The 21,897-nt window shown below is 73.5% G+C and carries 18 protein-coding genes and 2 pseudogenes; 10 read left to right on the top strand and 10 right to left on the bottom strand.

All coding sequences use genetic code 11. The features are described from left to right. The first annotated feature begins 70 nt into the window (after positions 1-70). Together rfbC and ACIQWR_RS23465 are read left to right on the top strand one after the other, a co-directional pair. A complete protein-coding gene (gene rfbC / locus ACIQWR_RS23470; RefSeq protein ID WP_404012699.1) occupies positions 71-622 on the top strand; it encodes a dTDP-4-dehydrorhamnose 3,5-epimerase in 552 nt (183 codons plus the stop codon). Positions 623-629: 7 nt separating this feature from the next. After that, positions 630-1,955, top strand: coding sequence for a glutamate-1-semialdehyde 2,1-aminomutase (locus tag ACIQWR_RS23465; protein WP_404012696.1), 1,326 nt, complete (start codon positions 630-632; stop codon positions 1,953-1,955). Positions 1,956-2,003: 48 nt separating this feature from the next. Here the strand turns inward: ACIQWR_RS23465 and ACIQWR_RS23460 are convergent, their stop codons facing one another. After that, a complete protein-coding gene (locus tag ACIQWR_RS23460) occupies positions 2,004-2,675 on the bottom strand; it encodes a phosphatase PAP2 family protein (RefSeq protein WP_404013276.1) in 672 nt (223 codons plus the stop codon). Positions 2,676-2,952: 277 nt separating this feature from the next. After that, positions 2,953-5,571: a helix-turn-helix domain-containing protein gene (locus tag ACIQWR_RS23455; protein WP_404012693.1), complete on the bottom strand. Its 2,619-nt coding sequence runs from the start codon at positions 5,569-5,571 to the stop codon at positions 2,953-2,955. A 241-nt stretch (positions 5,572-5,812) separates the two neighbouring features. Here ACIQWR_RS23455 and ACIQWR_RS23450 point away from each other — a divergent pair, with 241 nt between their 5' ends. Beyond that, on the top strand, positions 5,813-7,180 hold the full coding sequence (locus ACIQWR_RS23450; RefSeq protein ID WP_404012689.1) for a cytochrome P450: 1,368 nt from the start codon (positions 5,813-5,815) through the stop codon (positions 7,178-7,180). 55 nt (positions 7,181-7,235) lie between these two features. Here the strand turns inward: ACIQWR_RS23450 and ACIQWR_RS23445 are convergent, their stop codons facing one another. After that, on the bottom strand, positions 7,236-8,375 hold the full coding sequence (locus ACIQWR_RS23445) for a sensor histidine kinase (RefSeq protein ID WP_404012685.1): 1,140 nt from the start codon (positions 8,373-8,375) through the stop codon (positions 7,236-7,238). A 3-nt stretch (positions 8,376-8,378) separates the two neighbouring features. Between ACIQWR_RS23445 and ACIQWR_RS23440 the strand changes: the two are divergent. Both ACIQWR_RS23440 and ACIQWR_RS23435 read left to right on the top strand, forming a co-directional pair. After that, positions 8,379-8,840: pseudogene (locus ACIQWR_RS23440) on the top strand (AbfB domain-containing protein); the annotation flags it as partial. A gap of 175 nt (positions 8,841-9,015) precedes the next feature. Further along, positions 9,016-10,266: a S1 RNA-binding domain-containing protein gene (locus tag ACIQWR_RS23435; protein WP_404012682.1), complete on the top strand. Its 1,251-nt coding sequence runs from the start codon at positions 9,016-9,018 to the stop codon at positions 10,264-10,266. 69 nt (positions 10,267-10,335) lie between these two features. Here ACIQWR_RS23435 and ACIQWR_RS23430 read toward each other — a convergent pair. Next, positions 10,336-11,522 (bottom strand): annotated as a pseudogene (locus tag ACIQWR_RS23430) (CobW family GTP-binding protein). Further along, the gene (locus ACIQWR_RS23425) at positions 11,522-11,767 is read right to left on the bottom strand and encodes a type B 50S ribosomal protein L31 (protein ID WP_404012679.1); all 246 of its coding nucleotides are present in this window, start codon (positions 11,765-11,767) and stop codon (positions 11,522-11,524) included. Before ACIQWR_RS23425 ends, ACIQWR_RS23430 begins: the two are co-directional and overlap by 1 nt. A 517-nt stretch (positions 11,768-12,284) precedes the next feature. Here ACIQWR_RS23425 and ACIQWR_RS23420 point away from each other — a divergent pair. After that, on the top strand, positions 12,285-13,748 hold the full coding sequence (locus ACIQWR_RS23420) for a hypothetical protein (RefSeq protein WP_404012676.1): 1,464 nt from the start codon (positions 12,285-12,287) through the stop codon (positions 13,746-13,748). Positions 13,749-13,756: 8 nt separating this feature from the next. Here the strand turns inward: ACIQWR_RS23420 and ACIQWR_RS23415 are convergent, their stop codons facing one another. Both ACIQWR_RS23415 and ACIQWR_RS23410 read right to left on the bottom strand, forming a co-directional pair. After that, positions 13,757-15,835, bottom strand: a complete 2,079-nt coding sequence (locus ACIQWR_RS23415) for a UvrD-helicase domain-containing protein (RefSeq protein ID WP_404012673.1) — start codon at positions 15,833-15,835, stop codon at positions 13,757-13,759. Positions 15,836-15,978: 143 nt separating this feature from the next. Then, on the bottom strand, positions 15,979-16,716 hold the full coding sequence (locus ACIQWR_RS23410; RefSeq protein WP_404012670.1) for a MerR family DNA-binding transcriptional regulator: 738 nt from the start codon (positions 16,714-16,716) through the stop codon (positions 15,979-15,981). An 89-nt stretch (positions 16,717-16,805) separates the two neighbouring features. On the opposite strand from ACIQWR_RS23410, the gene ACIQWR_RS23405 reads away from it, so the two are divergent. After that, on the top strand, positions 16,806-17,366 hold the full coding sequence (locus ACIQWR_RS23405) for a putative immunity protein (protein WP_404012668.1): 561 nt from the start codon (positions 16,806-16,808) through the stop codon (positions 17,364-17,366). Further along, complete coding sequence (locus tag ACIQWR_RS23400) at positions 17,363-17,878, top strand: putative immunity protein (protein ID WP_404012665.1); 516 nt, start codon at positions 17,363-17,365, stop codon at positions 17,876-17,878. The genes ACIQWR_RS23405 and ACIQWR_RS23400 overlap by 4 nt, the downstream gene beginning before the upstream one ends. Before the next feature lie 35 nt (positions 17,879-17,913). Here ACIQWR_RS23400 and ACIQWR_RS23395 read toward each other — a convergent pair whose 3' ends face one another. Then, a complete protein-coding gene (locus ACIQWR_RS23395) occupies positions 17,914-18,507 on the bottom strand; it encodes a TetR/AcrR family transcriptional regulator (protein WP_404012663.1) in 594 nt (197 codons plus the stop codon). Positions 18,508-18,664: 157 nt separating this feature from the next. Between ACIQWR_RS23395 and ACIQWR_RS23390 the strand changes: the two genes are divergently transcribed. After that, positions 18,665-20,101, top strand: a complete 1,437-nt coding sequence (locus ACIQWR_RS23390; protein WP_404012660.1) for an amidase — start codon at positions 18,665-18,667, stop codon at positions 20,099-20,101. 11 nt (positions 20,102-20,112) lie between these two features. Here the strand turns inward: ACIQWR_RS23390 and ACIQWR_RS23385 are convergent, their stop codons facing one another. Next, a complete protein-coding gene (locus tag ACIQWR_RS23385) occupies positions 20,113-20,310 on the bottom strand; it encodes a hypothetical protein (protein WP_404012657.1) in 198 nt (65 codons plus the stop codon). 181 nt (positions 20,311-20,491) lie between these two features. On the opposite strand from ACIQWR_RS23385, the gene ACIQWR_RS23380 reads away from it, so the two are divergent. Beyond that, positions 20,492-20,716 (top strand): hypothetical protein, encoded by a 225-nt coding sequence (locus ACIQWR_RS23380; RefSeq protein ID WP_404012654.1) that lies wholly within the window; start codon positions 20,492-20,494, stop codon positions 20,714-20,716. Here ACIQWR_RS23380 and ACIQWR_RS23375 read toward each other — a convergent pair. Then, complete coding sequence (locus ACIQWR_RS23375) at positions 20,705-21,796, bottom strand: IS630 family transposase (RefSeq protein ID WP_404012651.1); 1,092 nt, start codon at positions 21,794-21,796, stop codon at positions 20,705-20,707. The genes ACIQWR_RS23380 and ACIQWR_RS23375 overlap by 12 nt on opposite strands. Positions 21,797-21,897 lie beyond the last annotated feature (101 nt).

Raw genomic sequence — 21,897 nt, 5'->3', positions numbered from 1 at the left:
AGCAGCCGGATTGAAAACGACCGGAACGACAGCAACCGCTGCGACAGCACCCGCTGCGACAGCGACCGGAATGACGGCGACCGAAGTGCCGGCGATCGCCGGCGCGTACCTCTTCGCCTCGACGCCGTACTCCGACGAACGCGGCTTCTTCTGCCGCACCTTCGACGTCGACGTGGTCCGCTCGGTGGGCCTGGACCCGCACTCCTTCGTCCAGGACAGCCTGTCCCGCTCGGTCCGTGGCGTGCTGCGCGGGCTGCACCTGCGCTCGGGCGCCGGCGAGGCCAAGCTGGTGCGGTGCTCGTACGGAAAGGTCTTCGACGTCGTCGTGGACCTGCGTGCGGACTCGCCGACCTACCGCAACGTGGCCACCTTCGAGCTGTCCGGCGACACGCAGGTGACCCTGTACGTACCGGCGGGGTGCGCGCACGGCTTCCAGGCGCTGACCGAGACCGCCGACGTCTCGTACCGGATCGACCGCCCGCACGATCCGACCGAGGACGTGACGATCGCCTTCGACGACCCGGAGCTCGCTGTTCCGTGGCCGCTGCCGGTCACCTCGATGTCCGAGCGGGACCGGAAGGCACCGGGCCTCGCCGAGGCCCTGAAGCAGGGGAAGGGGTGACGTCGGCATGAGCGAAACGGAGTTCTCCCTGCCGCGGTCGCGGGCGGCGAGCGAGCGGCTGCACGCCGTGGTGCCCGGCGGCGCGCACACCTACGCCAAGGGCGACGACCAGTACCCCGAGAACCTGGCGCCGGTCATCAGCCACGGCCGCGGCGCCCACGTGTGGGACGTCGACGGCAACCGTTACGTCGAGTACGGCTCCGGCCTGCGGTCGGTCAGTCTCGGTCACGCCCACCCGCGGGTGCTGGAAGCGGTGCGGCGGGAGCTCGACCGCGGCAGCAACTTCGCCCGGCCCTCCATCGTGGAGGTGGAGGCCGCGGAGCGGTTCCTGGAGACGGTGCCGACCGCCGAGATGGTGAAGTTCGCCAAGAACGGCTCCGACGTCACCACGGCCGCGGTACGGCTGGCCCGCGCCGTGACCGGGCGTCCGCGGGTGGCGATCTGCGGGGACCAGCCGTTCCTCTCCGTGGACGACTGGTTCATCGGCACGACGCCGATGTCCGCCGGCATTCCGGCGGCGATCCGCGAGCTGACCGTGGCGTTCCCCTACGGGGACCTGGCCGCCACCGAGGAGGTGCTCACCCGCTACCAGGGCGAGGTCGCCTGCCTGATCCTCGAACCCGCGGGCCACACCGAGCCGCCGCCCGGCTACCTCGCCGGGCTGCGGGAGCTGGCGGACCGGCACGGCTGCCTCCTCGTCTTCGACGAGATGATCACCGGCTTCCGCTGGTCCGAGGCGGGTGCCCAGAGCATGTACGGCGTCGTTCCCGACCTCTCGACCTTCGGCAAGGCGCTGGGCAACGGCTTCGCCGTCTCCGCACTGGCCGGGCGCCGGGACGTGATGGAACGGGGCGGTCTGCGCCACGAGGGCGACCGGGTGTTCCTGCTGTCCACCACGCACGGCGCGGAAACGCACTCGCTGGCCGCCGCGATGGCCGTGCAGAGCACCTACGTCGAGGAGGGGATCACCGCGCGGCTGCACGCCCTCGGCGAGCGGCTGGCCGCCGGTGTCCGCGACGCCGCGGCGGGCATGGGCGTCGGCGACCACGTCCTGGTCCACGGCCGGGCCAGCAACCTGGTCTTCGCCACCCTCGGCGAGGACATGCGGCCGTCGCAGCCGTACCGCACCCTGTTCCTGCGCCGGCTCCTCGCGGGCGGGGTGCTGGCCCCGTCGTTCGTGGTGAGCAGTGCGCTCGACGAGGCCGACATCGACCACACCGTGGACGTGGTGGCCCAGGCGTGTGCGCTGTACCGGAAGGCACTGGACGCCGGCGATCCCACCCCTTGGCTGGGCGGCCGACCGGTGAAGCCCGTGTTCCGCCGCTTGTCATGAAGTGACGTCATGTGAACGGCTTCTGAAGGTCCGTCATGGCGCGCCACGTCAGTGGCGCTCCCGTCCACCGACGTGGACCAACCGGTCGGCCGCACGGTCGACCAGCCACGCGACGGCCGGGATCGCCGCGAGGGCGGTGCACCATCCGCCGAGCGCGTCGGTCGGGTAGTGCGCACCCAGGGCCACCTGCGCCCACCCCATGGCCGCTCCGCCCACCAGCGCCGCGGCGAGTACGAGCAGTGTGCCGGCCGCCTTGCCGAGACCGAGGCGGCCGGTCACGAGCAGTGCCAGCACGAGGACGAGCGCGGTGAGGAAGGCGGTGTGTCCGCTCGGGTAGGACAGGTAGCCGCCGTTGATGGTGCGCCCCACCACGTACTTGAGCAGGGTCGTGGTCCCCACGGTCAGGGCGACACCGGCGACGAGGAGGACGGCCGCGCGGCGGCGTCGTAGCAGCAGGCACCCCGTCACCACGGCGGCGACCAGCACCACCGACCCCGCGGGCTCCCCCAGGAAGTCCAGGGCCAGGGCGACATGGCTCCACGGCGACGGCCGCAGGCCGTCCACCACTCCCCCGATCCGGGAGTCCACCGTGGCGGGCCGGCTGTCGTCGGCGTACCGGACCCCCAGCACCACGACGACCAGTGCGGCAAGAGCGGCGATCGACCCGAGCCACAGGCTCAGCACCGGGGGGAGCACGGCACGCGTCGGCCGGCCGGTCACACGCCCGTCCAACGCGGCCCTCCCGTCACGTCCGATGTCCTCCGGCGGCCACGACTGCCTGCCGGACGCCAACTTCCCGCACCCACGCCTGCGCGGGTGCGTCGAGCTCGCGCGATCCCGACCCGCCGGCCCGGCAACCACTTCGACCGGGGACACGGGGACCAGCTTCCGGCCGTCAGACTAGCCAACAACCCGGTCGCGGTAAACCAAGGCCCGGTCAGGCTCGGCAAAGCCAAGTCAAGTACTGGCAAACGGAGTTGGTGATCCATTGGACACCTCATTCCTCGTCCTCCCTCTCGTCTTCCCTGTCGTCCTCCGCATACGCGGCGGACCATGGCGGGGTGGGCGCGCCGTCGGGGTCCAACCCGTAGGGCCACCGGGAGTGGAGGTCGAAGGCCAACGCGTAGCGACCGGTGTCCGCGACACCGCGGTAGAGGGCGTCGAGCTGCTGCGCCGGGGCTCCACCGCGCTCGTAGCGCCGCACCAGCAGGTACAGGGCCTGGACGTCTTCGGTGGCCGCCGCCTCGCGGTAGAGGCCCTCCACGTCCGCGTGCCGCCCGTCCCGTTCCCGCGACACGGCGAGGTCCAACAGGGCGTCGTCGTCCCCGAGCGCCGCGGCTTCGCGGTAGAACGGTTCGGTGTCGGCGCGCACACTGCCCCGGTCCCGCCAGCGCGCCAGTTGGTGCAGCGGGTGGAAGCCGTCGAACGCCCGGTGCACGGCCTGCCGGGCGAGGTCCTCGGCACCGGGTGCGTCGCCGCTCTCGTCCCGCCACCGGATCAGATCCCGCAGGGCGTACGGGTGGCCGGCGTCGGCGGCCGCGCGGAAGAGGGGCTCCGCGCGCGCCAGGTCGCCGGCATTGGCGCGCAGCACCGCCAGGTCGCGCAGCGCCTCGGGCCGACGGTCGCCGGCCGCCACCCGGGCGAGGGCCTCCGCTTCGTCGGTGCGACCCGAACGCTCCCACAGGACCACCAGGGCCCGCAGCGCTCGGGCATGTCCCCGCTCCCGCGCCTCTTGGAACAGGGATTCGGCGGCGGCGACGTCGCCGGTGGCCGCTCGTCGCACGGCCAGCGCGAACAGTGCCTCCGCCCCGTCACCCCCGCCCTCCGCCCGTCGCCCCAGCTCTTCCGCCTCCTGCGGATCCCCGGCCTCCTCGCGGAGCGACGCCAGGTCGCACAGGGCTTCGAGCCGGCCGGCTCCCACGGCCTCGCGTAAGAGCCGCTCGGCCCGCACCGGCTCTCCCGCCTCCACCTGCCGGACCCCCCTCTCGTACAGGGTCACGGGCCCCCGGGCAGCCATGTCCCGGGCGAAGGCGGCCCCGGCTTGGGACGGCCGCCCGTTCGGGCGGTCCCACACCAGGTCCACCAGTTCGTCGAGGCGCTCCTCGGCCGTCGCCCCCCGCTGGGGCAACGCGGCTCGCTCGCCGGCCTCCGCCCGCAGGCGCAGGTGGTGGGCCCAGCGGAGCCGGTGGCGGCGCTCGGCCTGCTCGGCCAGGGCGCGGAGGTCGCCGGGGTGCGCGAGGTGCGCGAGGGCGGCGCTCCAGAACGAAGCGGGCGGGCACAGTCGGCGCCGGGCATCGCGACCGTACTGTTCGAGGTAGTCGGCGAGCCGCAACATCCGCCCGGCGCCCGCTCCTTCGGCGGGAGCGGACCCGTCGGGGGAACGCCGGGCGGGCCGGGGCCCCGCGGGGCGCAGCGGGGCCTGCTTGCCGTGGACCGGCTGTGCCAACTCGGCCAACGCCGCCCGCTCCCCATCGACCGTGTCCTGAAGGGCGTCGTAGTCCTCCTGGCCGATGTAGTCCAGGGCGGCCTCCCTCAGGAACCGCTCGGGCAGGTGGAGCCCGACCCCCAGGCGCCGCGCGTCCACGGCCGCGTCGAGCAGCGCCCTGGCCGCTGGGCTCGCCGTCAGGTAGCGGTGGAGGAGCAGCGGGGCGCCCGCCAGGTCCTGGGCCACCCGCCCGCTCGTCCGGGTCCGGCCGAGCGCGTCGGCCAGCAGATGATCTCCCGCCGCCGCGCGGACGCTCGCCTCGCGCAGCGCCTGCTCGTCGAAGGTGTCCGCCACCGCGAGGACCCGGCCCGACAGGAGTTCCCGCACCCTGCTGTGGGGATCGGGCGCGCCGGGTGCCGGCGGGGCCGTGTACCGGCGCTCGTACTCCGGCCACAGGGTGCCCAGTACGAGCACCGGGCCGCGGTCCGTGGTGGTGAGGAGCCCGTGGAGGGCGGCCGCGACGCGCTCGCCGTGGAGGGGGTCACCGAGGTAGTGCTGGGCCTCGTTCAACCACACCACGGTGCGGGGACCGACGCGGGCGAGGTCTTCGACCGCGGCCTCCACCCGTGACGGGTCGAAGGGGTGCCACAGCCACCACCCCCGCGCCGCCAACGGCTGTACGGCCTCCCAGCACGCCCGCGTCTTGCCCGTCGAGGACGATCCGACGAGCACCATCATCTGGCGGTGGCCCGCTCCCGCCGCGCCGACGACTTCGGCGAGCTCCCGGTCGTGGTCCCTGGACACGTATCCCGACAGCGCCGGAACGGGCTGGTGGCCGGCCCCGGGTCCGGCGGGATGGACCTCCAGGTGGTGCGGGTCCCAGTCGCCGATCGGCTTGCCGAGGCGACCGGGCCCGGCCGCCTCCTCCTGGGCATCCGGGGCCCCGGCCGCGCGCCGGCGCAGTTCCAGCAGTTCGGCGCCCGGAAGACCGAGCGCCGCGGCGAGGGCCGCGACGGTGGCCGCCGAGGGCACCGGGGCCCGGGCGCTCAGGGCGTCGTGCACGGTCGTGCGCCCCAGTCGGGCCCGGGCGGCGAGTCGGGTCTTGGTCAGGCCGGCCAGGGCGAGGCCGTCACCCAGCCGCCGGCGCAGCTCGGCGAGCGCCGCGCCCGGCGCCCCGCTCCCACCGTCCACGTGCCCGCCCCTCACACCCCGCGCGTTCCGTCCGTACCGGTCCGCGCGCTCGTAGGGGGTCATCATCTCCCGTCCGCACCACGGCGATCGCGGCTTCTTCGAACCCCGGCCCACTCGGCGGGGACGGCCGCGCCGGGACGACCATCGGTGGCGCACCGTGTCGCATAGGATCCGTTGCGTCACGTCCTCGCCCTGCCGCGCCGCGTCGACGGCGCGCACCGGGCCTACCTGGGGAGACCCGATGACCACGGCCTCCGACCGTCCGATCCCCCGGGTCCGGCCGGGCCCACCGCCCGGAGCGCCCCTGCCCGAACTGCCGCCGGAGGAGGTGGCGGCCTGGCAGGCCCGTGGCGGCGAACTGGTCGAACTCCTCGCCCGAGCGGCCGAACTGGGCCCGTTGGCCGCCTTCACCCTCGGCCCGCGCCGCACGGTGCTGGTCACCGGCCCCGAGCAGGTCCAACACGTGCTCGCGCAGCACCCGGAGGGGTACGTCAAGCAGTCGCACCGCGCCGGGCTACTGCTCGGCGAGGGTGTGATCGCGGCCGGCGGCGAGCGGTGGAAACAGCAACGACGGCTGCTCCAGAGTCAGTTCACCTCGGTCGGACTGCGCCGCTGGGAAGAGCGGATCACCGAGGCGGCCGCGCGCACCGAGCGGCGCTGGGCCGAGTGTGCCCGTACCGGCGAGCCCACCGATGTCGGCGCCGACGTGCAGTTCTTCGCCCTGGACGCCATCTGGCGCACCCTCACCGGGGATCCGCTGGACGACGCGACCCATCGTGAACTCGACGCCATGAACGAGGTGGCGGTCCACCTCTCCGCACTCACGGCGACCGCCCCGGCCGACCAGGAAGCGGTGACGGCCGCGTTGACACGGATCGACTCCGCTTGCGCCCGCGCGATCGCCGACGCCAGGGAGCGGCTCGGGGGCAAGGCCGAGGGCGAGGCCGGGGACGGACTGCTCCGGGTCTTCCTGGAAGCGGCGCGGACCAGGCCGGAGTACACCGATCGGCTGATCCGCGACGAACTGGTCAACCTGCTGGTGGCCGGGCACGAGACCACCGCCAAGACGCTGTCCTGGCTCTTCCTCCGGCTCGAACAGCACCCCGACGTCAGGGAGCGGGTGCTCGACGTCTGCCGCACCGGCTCGCCCGAGCAGCGCCGCGAGGTGCTCACCGCACTGGTCAACGAGACCATGCGGCTGCACCCCGCCGTCTGGCTGATCCCCCGCCACGCGGCGGTGGACGACACGATCGGCGGTTACCGGATCGAGGCGGGCAGCCACGTGCTCAGCTCTCCCTACCTGACCCACCGCGACCCCGACATCTGGCCGGAGCCGGAGGTGTTCGACCCCTGGCGCTTCATCGACCCGGGCCGGCGCCCCGGTCAGCTCGGCGCCTTCTACCCCTTCGGCCTCGGCGCCCGGGCCTGTCTGGGCCAGCAGTTCACCTACCGCGAGATGCTCTGCCTGCTCGAACTCCTGCTGCCCGCCTACGACCTGGACTTCCAGGAGCTCCCGCACTCCACCTTCTTCGGCGTGGTCCTGCACCCCGTGGGCCCCCTGCGCGCCACCGTCCGACGCGCCCGAGGGGGCGCCCAACCGTCCGACTAGCCGTCCTTCTTGGCGTCCTTCTAGCCGTCCTTCTGGTGCTCCGTCCGGCCGAAGTTCACGTGCGGGGCGGTTCTTGGGCCAGGGGCAGCCGCACGACGAAGCGGGAGCCCCGGGGCGAGTCCTGCGCGGTCAGGGTCCCGCTGTGGTGTGCGGTCACGTCGCGCGCGATGGCGAGTCCGAGGCCCGCCCCGCCGTGATCGCGGCTGCGCGCGTCGTCGAGGCGCGTGAAGCGCTCGAAGACCCGCTCCCGGTCGTCCGGAGGGATTCCCGGACCGTCGTCGATGACCTCCAGCACGGCGGTCGGCCCCGGTGGCCCGGCGTCCGTCCGCAGGACCACGTCCACCTGCCGGTCGGCGAACCGCTGCGCGTTGTCGAGCAGGTTGGTGACGACCCGGGTGAGCCACAGCTCGCTGCCGGCCACCTCGATCCCCTCGGCCAGGTGCGTGCGCACGGGCACGCGATCGCCCCGACGCGCCTTCGTCGCCTCGCTCACCAGGGCGGTCAGGTCCAGCCGTACGGCCGGCACCGGCTGCGCCGCGTCGATGCGGGCGAGCAGGAGGAGGTCGACGGTGAGCCGCTGCAACCGCTCGATGTCCTCGAGGGCCCCGCCGATCAGCTCGGGCCACAGCTCCGGGTCCCGAACCGCCAGGGCCACCTCCAGTTGGGTGCGCAACACCGTGATCGGGCTGCGCAGTTCGTGCGAGGCGTCGGCGATGAACTGGCGCTGGCGGGCCCCGGAGGACTCCAGCCGGTCCAGCGTGGCGTTCATGGTCTGCGCCAGGCGGGCGACCTCGTCGCGGGTGGGGGGCACCGGGACCCGGCGGTGCAGGTCCCGGTCGGTGATCTCGGCGACCTCGGCGCGGATCGCCTCGACCGGCCCGAGCGCCCGGCCGGTCACCCGCCAGGTGACCAGGCCCACGGTGGCGAGCAGGAGGGGGCAGCCGATGACGAGGGCGGCCGTGGTCGTGTCGTCGGCCGCGTCGACGTCGCGCAGGGAACTGCCCGCGTAGACGGTGACCAGGCCCTGTGGGGTGTCCGTGGTGATCTGGACGACCCGCTGGCGGTGCTCGCCGCCGAGCGGGCGCACCTTCCAGGTGTGGAAGAGCGTCCCCGGGCGCTGCGGCCCGGCGGCGCGGATCGCCGGCGTCCTGGCCAGGTTCGGGCTGGCGAGCAGGACCTGGCCGTCCGCACCCACCAATTGAACCTGACGCCCACCGAGGAGAGCCGTGTGCTCGCCCGCTGGCCCGACACCGCGGCCAGCCGGCTCCAGTCGTTCAACTTCCAGGACCGGTACGTACGGCACGCCGACATGGACGTGCGCATCGACCCGAACATCAGCCCCGCCGAAGACTCCCGGTTCCGGCTGCGGCCGGGCCTCGCGGGCACCGGCACCGTCTCCTTCGAGTCGGTGAACTTCCCCGGGCACTTCTTGCGGCACTCCGGCTACGACTTCCAGCTCGTGCACAACGACGGCAGCACCCAGTTCGCCGCGGACGCCACCTTCCGCCAGGTCGCCGGACTCGCCGACGCGAGCTGGTCGTCCTTCCAGTCGTACGACCACCCCGACCGCTACATCCGGCACTACGCCTACGAGCTGCGGCTCGACCCGATCACCACCGCGACAGGACGCGGTGACGCCACCTTCCGCGTGACCGGTTGACCCGACCGGGATGCCGATGCCTCCGAGGAGCGTCGGCATCCCCCTTTCCGCCGTTCGGCTCCTCCTGGGCAACCGCGCCCACCATGTGCTGGTCGGTCTAAGCTCCCGTCGATGCGATCGACCGCCGCGGCCGCATCAGCCGCACTGGCCATATCGGCCACGATCAGGGAGCAGAGTGCCGTCCTTCGTCCACCGCATCACCAAGTACGACCCCGCCGACCGTGACGAGGACGGCAGCTACATCGGCGCCGAGGAGCCCGTGAGCGACCACGGTCCGGTGGAGGCGGCCTACTTGCGGGCGGTCGCCGCCTTCGCCGAGGACACCGGCGTCGACCGGCTGACCGTACGCGGTCCGGGGATCTCCGGCTCCGTCCACTTCGGCCCGGCCCCGACCGTCGACGGGCACGGCCTCGCCGGGCTCTTCCCGCCCGACCTCAGCGGGTTCCACGACGGCGCGGAGGTGCCCCTCGCCGTCGCCCTGGAGCTGGTCCGGGTCATGCTCCGCGGCAGCGGTGCCTGGTGCCGCCTGGAGGTGGAGGGGCGCTTCGCCGTGCACGTCGACTGGGACCAGTACGTCTACGTGAGCAGCGACCGGCCCTGCGCCGGGGCGGTCGCCCGCACCCGGGCGCTCGGGCTCTTCCCGGAACGGACGGACAGTTTTTCCCCCGACGAGGACGAGGACGACGAACCGGGCGTACAGCGGCCCGCCGACGAGGACTTCTGGGACCGCGTGCGCTGGCTCGTCGCCACCTGGCATGCCGTGGTGCTGGAGGAGGGTTTCGTCCACAACACCGCCCGCTGGCACCGCCTCACCCGGGACACCCTCGATCCGGTGCGCGCCCGACTCGCCCCGCGCTCCCGGCTGACCGTGTGGCCGGACCTGTCCACGGACGTGGCGGCGGTCCTCGCCGCGCTGCCCCCCGACTCGGTGGAATTCGTGTGGGAGGACGAGGACGGGGCGATCACGAGCACGGAGGCCGACGCGTGCGACTACCCGGCGTTGGCCTCCCGCATGGCAGGTGCCCGGGCGGCCGCGGCCCTGGCCCCGTACGGCGATGAGCGCCGGGCGCTGCTCGCCGGCGTGTTGCCCGACGGCGACGGCGTCCTGCGCGCCCGGTGGCGGACGCCGGCGACACCGAGCGACCTGAACTGGGCCTTCCTCAAGACGCTCCGGCGCGGGCAGATCTGCACGGGCACCGTCGTCGCGATGCCCGACTTCGGCGTGACCTTCGTGGACATCGGGGGCTTCACGGCGATGATCAACCTTCCGGAGCTCTCCTGGCACCGCGTCGAGCACCCCCGCGACCTCCTCGACATCGGACAGGAGGTCTCGGCCGAGATCCTCGACGTCGACCTGTCGAGGGAGCGCGTATCACTGTCGCTGAAGCGACTGCGGCCGGATCCCTCGCGGCAGTTCCTCGAGTAGATCGCCCCCTCCCCCGCGCGGGCCCGCTCCACCGGAGGCCGTTGACCGCGGCTCGGCCGCTGCGGGGGATCAACCCGTGTCGAGGAGCCGGTCGAAAGCGGCGGGCAGTTCCTTCCAACCGCCTGGCCCCGCCGCGTACTCGGCGTCCGTCAGCAGGCAGGAGTCCAGGATCCGCTCCAGCCGGTCCCGGTCGAGGCCGGGCGAGGTGAAGACCAGGTGCTGGCAGCAGTCACCGTGCTCCGGGTGCCAATCGAGCACGGCCGCCGCTCTCCGCACGGGTGGGACCAGCTCCCACGCCGCCTCCGGCAGCGACGCCAACCAGGGGCCGACGCTCTCCACGCAGAGCGCGCCGCCGGCCGCCTCCCACGCGAGCATGGTGTCGGGGCGGTCGGCGAGCCAGAACCGGCCGCGGCTGCGGGCGGCGACGCAGGAGAGGTCCTCCAGCGCCCCGTAGAGGCGTTCGGGGTGGAAGGGCCGCGCGCGGTGCCACACGAGGGTGGCGACACCCGCCTCGTCGGCGTCCTGGGGCAGCAGTGCGCACGCCGGGTGCTGGGCGGCGGCCGCGGCCTCGACGTCGAAACCGGCGAGCGCCGCCCTGGCGAGCTCGACGGAGTCGCCCGTACGCGCCGGGCGGTGGGGTGCAGTTGCGCGAGGAGCGCACGGTCCGCTTCATCGGCCCCTTCGGAATCCCGGTGGGCGTCCGCGTACCCATCCCCGTCGCCCTCGACGAGGGCGAGGACCGGCGCGTACTCCAGCTGTCGGGCCCAGGTGTCGCCGATCGTGCGCCGGTCGGTGGGGGCGACCGCGAGGCCCGCGGCCACCAGGTCGTCCCCGTTGGCGAGGACGGGCAGGACGAGTGCGGGGTCCACGGCGGTGATCACGTTGGTCAGGACGAGCCGGTCCCCGCCGCGCCGGGCGATGACCTCGGCCACGGCCCTCGGTTCGACCGAGTCCCACAGCTCGACCACGGCGAGCCGGGTCGAACCGCCGTCCGCCATCCGCTCCAGCTGCGGCACCAGGTCCTCGCGCAGGGTGCAGCAAGCGCAGTCGTCGACCGGCGGGGGCTTCGCGCGGGAGAGGTCGCCGCAGGCGTCGCGGAGCACGCGGACCACGGTGCCGTCGGACGCCCCGGTCAGGTCGTGGTGCAGTGCCACGCTCCCCGATACGGACCGCAGGAGCCGTTCGACGACCTCCTTCCGCGCCTCTGCGTGCATCCCGGCGACGATGACGACGGGGAGCTGGCGCTCTCGGTCCATCACCGGGATCCGTAGCGGCGCTGGAACTTCTCGACGCGGCCGGCGGTGTCGACGACGCGGGCGGTGCCCGTGTAGAAGGGGTGGCTCGCGGAGGAGATCTCCACGTCGACCACCGGGTAGGTGTTGCCGTCCTCCCAGTCGACCGTCTTGCCGCTGGTCATGGTGGAGCGGGTGAGGAAGGCGGTGCCGGAGGCGGTGTCGCGGAAGACGACGGGCCCGTAGGCGGGGTGGATGCCGGGCTTCACTGCGGGAACCTTTCGACGGTGGGACGGGGTCGGCCGGAGCCGTGGTCGTGGGCGGTCAGCGCTCTTCGCGGAAGTCGAAGTCCGGCGGGGAGCCCGACCCGACCATGACGCCACTATATGGCAATGGTTTCCATTTTCAATACGGCCGCGAATGCCCGCCCCTCCCCCCTCCGTGTGGCCGCTGTGCTGCGGCAACGTGAACTGCGTGAACAAGCCGTGACCGGCGGCCGCGGAGAGATCCGGATCGCGCGGGCAGCGGATAGCGTCGTCAGAGCCGTTCCGAGGAGCAACCGCCACCCGGAACCACGGTCCGGGCCGCCCCATCGGCAGCCACCGCGCCGGCCGGCCCCACCGCCTCGGCCGACCCCGCGGCGCCACGGCGACCGCACGTCACGCGGCGCCCACCGGCCCCGCCGCACGTCGCGTCCCGCGTCGCACCCCGCATCGCGCTCGGCGAGCACTCCGCCGCCATTCCGCCGCCACTCCCGCCACTCCCCTCCAGTCACAAGGACCCCTGATGCCGTTCTCCTTGCCCGCGGGCGGGCGCCTCACCGCTCTCGCCGTCTCCCTCGCCGTGGTCCTGAGCGCCGCGGCGCTGGGCGGAGCACCCGCCTCCGCAGCCGCCCCGACGTCCCCCTACGGGCCGCAGGCGCCGCAGAACCCGTTCACCGCCGCCAACGGCGCGGCCACCATGCACGGCGACACCGCCTCCAGCGGCACCACGTCCTACCCGGGTCCCGGGACCGCCGGCATCAACTACACCCGTACGGCGCTGGCTTCGGCCTGCCCCACCGTGGTCGTGGGCGGCGACGGCTATGTGGTCGCCCTCTGCACCACCATCTTCGGCCAGACGCCGACGGCGCACCTGCTCGACCCCGCCACCGGGGCGGACCTCGCCTCCCTCGCACTCCCCAAGGGCAGCCTGTTCGGCGGCGTGTACGCCTACCTGGACAACGAGGACCGCCTGGTCGTCGTCGACGGGAACAACAACCTCCTACGCATCGGCCACCACCGGTCCGCCGACGGCTGGGCGCTCACGATCGACCGGTCCACCCCCCTCGGCAACGCCGTCCCCGCCGGGGACAACATCGTCGGCCTGACCCCCGCTTGGGACGGCAGGGTCTGGTTCGCCACCAGTGGCGGCGTGATCGGGACCGTCGACGACAACAGCGGGGCGGTGCGCAGCATCAGCACCGGCGAGGGCGTCCAGAACAGCATCTCCACCGTCCCCGGCCGCACCGCGGTGGCCACCGACCACGCCCTCTACCTCCTGTCGGCCGCCCCCGACGGCACCCCCGTCGTGGACCGGCGCACCCCCTACGACCGCGGGCCGGCCCGCAAGCCCGGACAGCTCAGCTGGGGCACCGGCACCACCCCGAGCTTCTTCGGACCGGGCGACGGCACCGAGTACGTCGCCATCGTCGACAACGCCGCCCCGCACGGGAACCTCCTCGTGTACCGGGTCGCCGGCGGCCCGGACCCGATCTGCCGGATCCCCGTGCTCACCCAGTACGCCCGCAGCGGCACCGAGGACGCCGTCATCGCAACCGGCCGCAGCGTCTTCGTCACCAACACCTACGGTTACCCGTACCCGGCCCTGCCCGCGGGCGCTCCGGCGAGCCAGCCCGCCTCCGCCGGCTTCGAGGGCGGCCTCAGCCGGATCGACGTCGACGCCGCGGGAACGGGCTGCTCGGTGGTGTGGAACAGCAAGGTGAAGTCAGCGGCGTTGCCCCGCCTCTCCCTGGCCGACGGCAAGATCTACACCGTCTCGGTGACCGGGCCGACCGGCAGCGCCGGCCTCAACACCTTCGCCCAGTACCACCACTCCGTGCTCGACCCGGCGACCGGCGCCCAGCTCAGCAGCTCCTTCCTGGGCATCGGGCTGGTCTACAACCCGCTCCAGATGCGCGGGACGGCCGCTCCGGACGGCACCCTCTACCAGGGCACCGAAACCGGAGTGGTCCGCATCTCCAAGCGCTGACGGGACGCTCACCGAGCCACGCTGCCGAGCCACAGGAGGTCACGGGCCCGGGTCATGGCCACGAAGAGCCCGCTGCGCAGGAGTTCCGCGCGCTCCCGGGCCGTCTCGGGCGTCTGCGATCCGGGCGCGGTCGGCGTCCCGGGCCCGCCCCGCGCGTCGCACCGGGGCAGGAAGACGCTCTTGAACTCCAGTCCCTTGGCCCTGCGGTAGGTGCCCACCTTCACCGCGTCGACGGTCCGGCCGTCGTAGCTCTCCAGCGGGCACACCGCGATGCCGGCCCGCGCGAGCAGCCGCTGGTAGTGGCCGACGGCGCGCACCGTGGGACACAGCAGCGCGGTATCGGCGAGCGCGCCGACCGGCAAGGACCGCAGGGCGGCGAGGAGTTGCCCGTCGTGGGCGTCCGCCGACGGCGCGACCACACGTACGACGTCCCCGTCGTGGTAGGTGAGGTCCACGTCGCGGCGGCCCGATGTGGGCAGGCCGTCGAGGTCCTCGAAGGTGTCGTCGGCCACGACGGCGAGGGCCGCGTCCAGGATCTGTTTGCTGTTGCGGTAGTTGGTGCGCAGCACCTGGCCACGGTCGCCGCGGATGTCGATGCCCGCGTCGGTGAGGCGGAAGCCGCCCGGGTACACGGTCTGTTGGCCGTCGCCGACGAGCAGCAGACCGTTGGGCGCGTCCCCGACGAGCGCGTGCAGGAGGAGCACGCCGACCAGGGTGAGGTCCTGGACCTCGTCCACGATGACGGCCGCGTACGGGGGCCGCTCGCGCCGGAGCGAGGCTTCGGCCAGGGCGAGGGAGAGGACGTCGTTGAAGTCGTGGACACCGCGCTCGGCGCGCCGCGCTTCGTAGGCCTCGTAGAGCTCCCACACCGACTGGCGCTGCGTCCGGTTGAGGCTCGCGCGCCGGCGCCGCCTGGGGACGGTCGCGTACTCCTCGAAGCGGGTCAGACCCCGCCCCTTGATGACGTAGTCGATCTCTTCGCGCCAGTACGTGGGGCCCGGGTCGAGCGCGGCGAGGCGGCTTCCACGACCCACGTCCTTCCAGGCGAGGCTGAAGGCGGTCTCCGCCTTGTCCCCGTGCAGCCGCACCGGCACGCCCCGCTGGTGCAGGAACTCCTGGGCCCAGGCGTGGAGGCTGCGGAAGTCCACCCGGTCGGACACCGACGGGGCCATGGTGCCCAGGAAGGTGTGCTGTACGCGGGGCAGGTTGTTGGCGAAGGTGACGTACAGGATGCGGCCGGTCGTGCGCCGGGCCAGGTGGGCCGCGCGGTGCAGGGCCACGACCGTCTTGCCGGTGCCCGCCGGGCCGCTGATGCGGGCCGGGCCGGACCAGTTGCGGCGTACGAGCGCCACCTGATCGGGGTGGAGGAAGGTCATCCACTGCTCGATCGGCGCACGCATCGCCCCCTTCAGGGCCGCCTCGCGCAGGCCGCCGAGGTCGAACAAGCCGTCCGCTGAGCCTGGTTGCTCGCTCGCGGGCGTCCCGGCCGGGGGCACCAACCGGTCGACCGCCACTCCCGCGTGATCGGGGAACAGCCGCTCCAGATGATCGGCGATCGCCCGGACCGAGGCCGCCCGCAACCGGTGCGGCTGCGACAACAGCACGCGTCCGACCTCGTGTTCGCCCAGGAGCCGGATCCGACCGTGGTCCGCGTCGACGTGCCGCCCGGCGCACACCATGAGCGGCTGGATCGCCACGGGCGACATCCCGAGGGACGCCACCGCGCTCTCGGTGGCCTTCGTGGCGGCGAGCAGCTCGGCCGCCGGCCCCTCCCCCGGCTCCCCGCCGGCCCTGACGTCGATGACGAAGACGCCGCCGGGCCCCACCAGCAGCACGTCCGCACCGACCGTCCGCGCCCCGGCCCCGGCCCTGGTCCGGCTCCCCGCCCCGGTCCATCGGCGGTTGACGAGCAGGCGCCACCCGCGCGCGGTCAGCACCAACAACTGGGCCACGAGCCGCTGTTCGCCCTCGCCGACCGCGGTCCACCGCAGGGCCTGCCGGCGGGCGGCCTGCCAGTGCTCGCGGAGCAACCGCTCCTGTCGCCGTGCCTCCTGCGCCCGCTGTGGTACCGCCCCGTCCGTCCCCATACCAGCCCCCTCGTACGCGGAGTGCGGAGTAGCGAGCATAGGACGCGACCCCGCCCGAGCGGCAGGGCGCGTGGCGTGTGCCCCCGAGAGGCGCTGGGCGCGGGTGATCGGCCCTCCATGGGCGGGATGCGGGCCGGGGACGCTCAGCCCTCGGCGAGCGGTGGTGCCGCGCGGGCTCCGCCTTCCTGGTCCAGGGCGTCGATGTACGCGGCGAGTCGACCGGCGGCGTACAGCTGGGCCACGCCGCGCGAGGTGAGTTCGCGCTGCCACGGTCCGAGGCTCGCGCTCAGTGCATCGAGGCCGCCGGCGTCGCGGAGCTCCCCGAGGATCGTGGCGATGGCGCCCAGGGGCTGGCCTCCCCGGCGCAGCAGGTGCGCCAACTCGGCGTCGCGCACGTCCGGTGCGAGGTACTGGCGGTGTCCGCTGCGCGCGTCACGCGGTGGGGCGAGGATGCCGGCCCGCTGCCAGCCGCGCAGGGTGGCCGGGTCGAGCGCGAGGTGGCGGGCGAGTTCTCCGATGCTGTACGGCGCACGCGTGCGGGCCGCCGCATCCGGGGTGGCGGCCGCGAGGTGCGAGAGACCCGCTTCGACGGCCCGCAGCGTGGCGCGGTCGCGCGCCAGGAGCGCGTGCCCGGCGTCGACGTGCTCCAGTGCCTCGTCGAGCCGGCCGGCGGTGACGGCCTGCATGATGCGTCGACCGGTCGAGTGGCCGAAGGCGGGGACGAGCGCCAGGTGGGCCGCGAGACCGGCGGCGTGAACGGCGGTGTAGTCCCGGTACCCCGCCGGGCTCCGGCGCGCCGCAGCGATGATGCCGGCGTCCTCGTAGTTGCGGACCGCCTGCGTGGAGAGGCCATGGCGACGGGCCAGGTCCACGGGTCGCATGTGACCTCCACTTGAAGGTTGGGGCGCTGTTCGTGCGGTTCGAGCGGTGAAAAGTCTCCACCGGGCGTTCAAGGATACGATCCAGAGGCATGACACAGAGCGGGCACACGGTGTCGGGTGACTTCGACCTGACGATGGACGAGCTGCGCGTCGTGGCGCACTACGCGGTGCGGCACGCGGAGGACGTCCTGTCGACCTTCGAGCGGGCGGTTCCCGATGATCCGCGCCCCCGCGCGGCCATCGACGCCGCCCGGGTCTTCATCAACGGCGCCAAGAGGACGGCGTTGCAACGCACCGCAGCCGTCGACGCCCATCGCGCGGCACGGTCCGCCCCTACCGAAGCCTCGCGGCTGGCCGCACGGGCCGCCGGTGACGCCGCGGCGGCCGCGTACTTGCACCCCATCGCCCGGGCCGGGCAGGTCGGCCACATCCTGCGGGCCTGTGCGAACGCCGCACGCGTCGGGGAGCTGGAGGCCGGCGGCGACCCCGCAATCGGGGACGCCCTGCTGGAGCGGTCGCGCCGGCGGGCGACGCCGCTGCTGATCGACGTGTTGCGCCGTTACCCGGCCGCGCCGGCCACCGGCGGCCGGGTCGCCCTGCTGATGAGCGCCCTGGACCTGTCCCTGCGCGAGCGGGGGTCGGCGTCGTGATCCTGCCGGCGGTGCGCGACCCCCGATTCGTGACGCTCCGCCGCGGCGGGACCCTCACCGACGCCGACCACCGGCTCCTCGCCCTGTGGGCCGCCGCGTGTGCGGAGCACGTCCTCGACCTCTTCGAGTCGGTCAGGCCCGAGGATCCGCGCCCCCGCGATGCGATCGAGCACGCCCGGGCCTGGGTGCGCGGCGAGGTCAAGATGATGCGGGCGCGCGCGGCGGGCGGCCATGCGATGGGTGCGGCCAGGGACCTGCGCGGGCCGGCCCGGCACGCAGCGTACGCCGCCGGTCAGGCCGGAGCCGTCGCCCACGTGGCCGCGCACGAGCTGGGCGCGGCCGCCTACGCGATCAAGGCCGTACGCGCCTCGGTACCGGAAGCGGAGGGCGCGGACGCCGCGCGACGCGAATGCCGGTGGCAGCGCGAGCAGCTCCCGGCGGCGATCCGCGACCTCGTGCTCGACGACCAGCGCCTGCGCAACGACATCTGCTGGTCGGTCTTCGACTGCTGAAGCGGTCGTGACCCCGGCCGGGGGCGGCTCGCGGCTCAGCCCCAGAGGGCGGCCAGGTGGGCGTGCAGGACCTCCTCGGCCTCGCGGGGGGTGAGGTTGCCGATGAGGACGTGCGTGGTGAGGCCGTCCGCGAGGGCGATGAGGGTGCGGGCCTCGCGCTGCGGGTCGAGGGGCGCGGCGCCGTCGGTGTCCCGGCCGGCTTCCGCGATGAGGCGGGTGAACGCCTCGTACAGGGCCGCGTAGTTCGCCTTCAGCGTCCTCGCGAGCACCTCGCTGACGGTGGCCTGCGCGACGAAGGCGAGCCAGACCCTGGCTTCGGTCCGGTGCTCCTCCCTGAGCAGCGCGATCTCCGTGGCCGCGTGCCCGAGGGCGGTTGCGGCCGACTGGGCCGGACTCCTGAGGAGACGGGCCCGTACGCGCTCCATGATCTGCTCGCTGATGTGTCCGAGCGCGAACACGAGCATCTCTTCCTTGGTGCGGAAACAGCGCTGGACGGCGCCCATCGACACCTGCGCACGGGCCGCGACGTCGCGAAGGGTCACGCCCTCCAGCCCGCGCTCGTCGGCGAGCCGACAGACGGCCTCGGCGATGAGGCGCCGCCGCCCTTCGTGGTCCACCTGCCTGGGCATGCCCGCCCCACCTTTCCCCGCGGTTCCCCGCAGGTCCCACCGTGCTCCGTTGAGACAGCGTTGCGACAGCACTTTATCCGATGCGCTCGCATCGGTTCTAGAGGTACGGTGCTGTTCCGATGCAAGCGCATCGGAACAGGGCGGGGAGAGAAGAGCCATGCAGGAAGCCCTGTGGAAGATGTCGGCCGCCGCTCAGGCGGAGGCCGTGCGCGGCGCGGACGTCTCGGCCGTCGAACTGGTCGACAGCCATCTGGACCGGATCGGCGAGGTCAACCCGCAGATGAACGCGGTCACGCAGCTGCTGGCCGAGCGCGCGCGTGCGGACGCGGCGCGGCTGGACCGTCGGCGTGCGGCCGGTGAGGTACTGGGACCGCTGGCGGGCGTGCCGTTCACGGTGAAGGAGAGCACCCCGATCGAGGGCGTGCCGACCACCTTCGGCGTGGAGCGCTTCCGCGATCTGGTGGCGCCGGCCGACGCGCTCCCGGTCGCACGGCTGCGCGCGGCGGGGGCCGTCCCCATCGGGCACAGCAACATCCCCACCCTGATCCTGGCTGGGATGCACACGCGCAGCGAGCTGTTCGGCGACACGGTCAACCCGTGGGACCGCGGCCGCACCCCGGGCGGCTCCAGCGGGGGCGACGCGGTGGCCGTGGCCACCGGCATGGCCGCGCTCGGGCTCGGCAACGACTCCGGCGGGTCGGTGCGCATCCCGGCCCAGTTCTGCGGCGTGGCCGGGCTGAAGCCCTCGACGGGCCGGTTCCCCGCCGATCACCGCGTGCTCGGCCCGGACGACCCCGGACCGGCATCCCAACTGCTCGTCACCGACGGCCCCTTGGCCCGCACCGTGGGCGATCTCCGGCTCGCCTACGAAGTCCTGGCGGGAACCGATCCGCGCGACCCGCGCGCCGTGCCGGTGCCCGCGTACGGCCCGCCGCTCGCCGGACGCGTGAAGGTCGCGGTCGTCGCCGATCCCGGCGGGCACGGCGTCCACGCCACGGTGCGCGCAGCGGTCACGACCGCGGCCGACGCGCTCCGGGACGCCGGCTACGACGTCCGCGAGGTGGCGGACGTACCGCGGCTGGACGAGGCCCTGGAGGCGTACGGCCGTACCACGGTGACCGAGTTCGCCCCGTCCTGGCCGGTGGTGCGCACCCTGCTCGGCAGGGGCGGCGACCGCTACATCGCGATGATGATGGAGCGGACCCCGCCCGCGAGCGCGGCGGAACTCGTGCGGCTGATGGGCACGTGGCTGAGCATCCGGCGCTCGTGGGCCGAATTCCTCGATGCGTATCCGCTGTTGCTCGGCCCGGTCTTCACCGAGCCACCGGTCGAGCCGGGACTGGAGTCGCGCGACCGGGCGGGGCGGGACCGGGTCGGGTCGGCCATGCGCCTGTGCACCGTGACCAGCTTCGTGGGCGTTCCCGCCGTGGCCGTGCCGACGGGACTGGTCGACGGTCTCCCCTGCGGGGTGCAGGTCGTCGGCCGCGCGTTCCGCGAAGACCTGTGCCTGGACGCGGCCCGGGCGATCGAGGACCGGCTCGGTGTCCTCACCCCCGTCGACCCGCGCCCGGCGCTGATGCCGACGCTCGCATAATCCGGAGCGTCTCAGTGGCCGCGCAGCCACCAGTCGAGGACGACGACGGCGGCCGCGCCCGTGGAGCCGGCGAGGCTGAGCGCGATGCGGTGACGGCCCTCGCGCCAAGTCCGGCGCCAGGACGGGATGACGACCGGCGGGAGGGGAGGTACGGGTGCGGGCCGCGGGCGGCGCTTGCGGGGCCTGCGGGGCTGGGAGGCACTGGGCATGGTCTTCTCCTGACGTGACGTCGTCGGCTCGGCAGCGACTCTCGCCCCCGGTCCCGCCCGGTGTCCGGAAACCCGGGCGCCCCGGGCAACCGGGCAGATAGCCTGCCTGTTCAGCGCCCCCCAGAGTGCGGCTCCCCGGGTCGCCCGCCCCGGGCGCTCAGGGACCAGGGGGTGTCGGTTCGTGGGTTTCGCTCGCGAGGAACTGCGCAGGGCGCTGCTGGACTTGCAGGAGGCCGCGGCCTGCGGCGAGCCGGAGCGGAGCCAGGCCGATCTGCAACGGCAGGTGCGGCGCACGGGACTTCCGGGCACGGAGCGCTTCCACGGGCAGCGCGCCAGCGAGTGGGCGACGGAGGCCGCCGCGGAGTTCCGGCTGCCGAAGAATCCGGACGTCTTTCTAGTGACCTGAGTCAGAGATTCGGTGGCAGTAGGCGGCGACTTTGTCGAGGATTTCGTCGGCGGTCTTCGTCCAGACGAAGGGCCTGGGCTGGTCGTTCCAGTCGGCCACCCAGGCCCGGATGTCGCGTTCGAGGGCCTGGACGGAGCGGTGGACTCCGCGCTTGAGCTTCTTCTGTGTGAGCTCGGCGAACCATCGCTCCACCAGGTTCAGCCAGGACGCGCTCGTCGGCGTGAAGTGCAGGTGGAACCGCGGGTGGGCCAGCAGCCACTTCTTGATGTCAGGCGTCTTGTGCGTCGCGTAGTTGTCGAGGATCAGATGGACCTGGAGACCCTCGGGAACCTCTTTGTCGAGTTTGGTGAGGAACTTCTTGAACTCGGCGGCCCGGTGGCGGCGGTGGAGCGAGCCGATGACCTTGCCGGTCGCGACTTCGAGGGCGGCGAAGAGGGTGGTGGTGCCGGCGCGGATGTAGTCGTGGCTGCGGCGTTCGGGGACGCCGGGCATCATCGGCAGGACCGGCTGGGACCGGTCCAGGGCCTGGATCTGCGACTTCTCGTCCACGCAGAGGACCAGGGCCTTCTCCGGCGGATCAAGGTAGAGGCCGACGACGTCGCGGACTTTGTCGATGAACAGCGGGTCCGTCGACAGCTTGAACGTCTGCGACCGGTGCGGGGCCAGAGCGAACGCCCGCCAGATCCTGGAGACCGTCGACTGCGACATCCCGGTCGCCGCGGCCATCGACCTCGTCGACCAGTGCGTCGCGTTCTTCGGCGTCTCCTCGAGCGTCTTGACGATCACCCGCTCGACGTCCGCGTCGGTGATCTTCCGCGGCACGCCGGGACGTGGTTCGTCGCCCAGCCCGTCCAGGCCGTGCTCGAGGAAGCGCCGCCGCCACGTGCGGACCGTGTCCGGCGCGACCTGCAGCCGCCGCGACACCTCCATCACCGAATGTCCCTCCGCGCACTCCAGCACGATCCGCGACCGCTGAGCCAGAGCCTGCGCCGTCGAACGACGACGTAACCAGCCCTCCAGCACACCCCGCTGGGCATCGGTCACAGACAACGGCGGAATCTTCGGACCCGGACGACTCATACCGAACTACTGAGGTTTTCAGGGTGGTGTCGGTGGTGTGAGGGGTAGGCGGGTGGCGGTGAGGCAGCCGTCGATGAGGTGAGGCCGGAGCTGGATTCTGC

It is taken from the genome of Streptomyces sp. NPDC098789 (genome assembly GCF_044759975.1).
GTDB lineage: Bacteria > Actinomycetota > Actinomycetes > Streptomycetales > Streptomycetaceae > Streptomyces.
The sequence above is the reverse complement of the archived record's forward strand: the minus strand, read 5'-3'. Positions and strand labels throughout refer to the sequence as shown.

Bases quoted from the DNA above. Each gene is read 5' to 3' on its own strand.
- rfbC (WP_404012699.1), top strand. From the start codon at position 71: ATGACGGCGACCGAAGTGCCGGCGATCGCCGGCGCGTACCTCTTCGCC.
- ACIQWR_RS23465 (WP_404012696.1), top strand. From the start codon at position 630: ATGAGCGAAACGGAGTTCTCCCTGCCGCGGTCGCGGGCGGCGAGCGAG.
- ACIQWR_RS23450 (WP_404012689.1), top strand. From the start codon at position 5,813: ATGACCACGGCCTCCGACCGTCCGATCCCCCGGGTCCGGCCGGGCCCA.
- ACIQWR_RS23420 (WP_404012676.1), top strand. From the start codon at position 12,285: ATGCCGTTCTCCTTGCCCGCGGGCGGGCGCCTCACCGCTCTCGCCGTC.
- ACIQWR_RS23415 (WP_404012673.1), bottom strand. From the start codon at position 15,835: ATGGGGACGGACGGGGCGGTACCACAGCGGGCGCAGGAGGCACGGCGA.
- ACIQWR_RS23410 (WP_404012670.1), bottom strand. From the start codon at position 16,716: ATGCGACCCGTGGACCTGGCCCGTCGCCATGGCCTCTCCACGCAGGCG.
- ACIQWR_RS23405 (WP_404012668.1), top strand. From the start codon at position 16,806: ATGACACAGAGCGGGCACACGGTGTCGGGTGACTTCGACCTGACGATG.
- ACIQWR_RS23395 (WP_404012663.1), bottom strand. From the start codon at position 18,507: ATGCCCAGGCAGGTGGACCACGAAGGGCGGCGGCGCCTCATCGCCGAG.
- ACIQWR_RS23390 (WP_404012660.1), top strand. From the start codon at position 18,665: ATGCAGGAAGCCCTGTGGAAGATGTCGGCCGCCGCTCAGGCGGAGGCC.
- ACIQWR_RS23385 (WP_404012657.1), bottom strand. From the start codon at position 20,310: ATGCCCAGTGCCTCCCAGCCCCGCAGGCCCCGCAAGCGCCGCCCGCGG.
- ACIQWR_RS23375 (WP_404012651.1), bottom strand. From the start codon at position 21,796: ATGAGTCGTCCGGGTCCGAAGATTCCGCCGTTGTCTGTGACCGATGCC.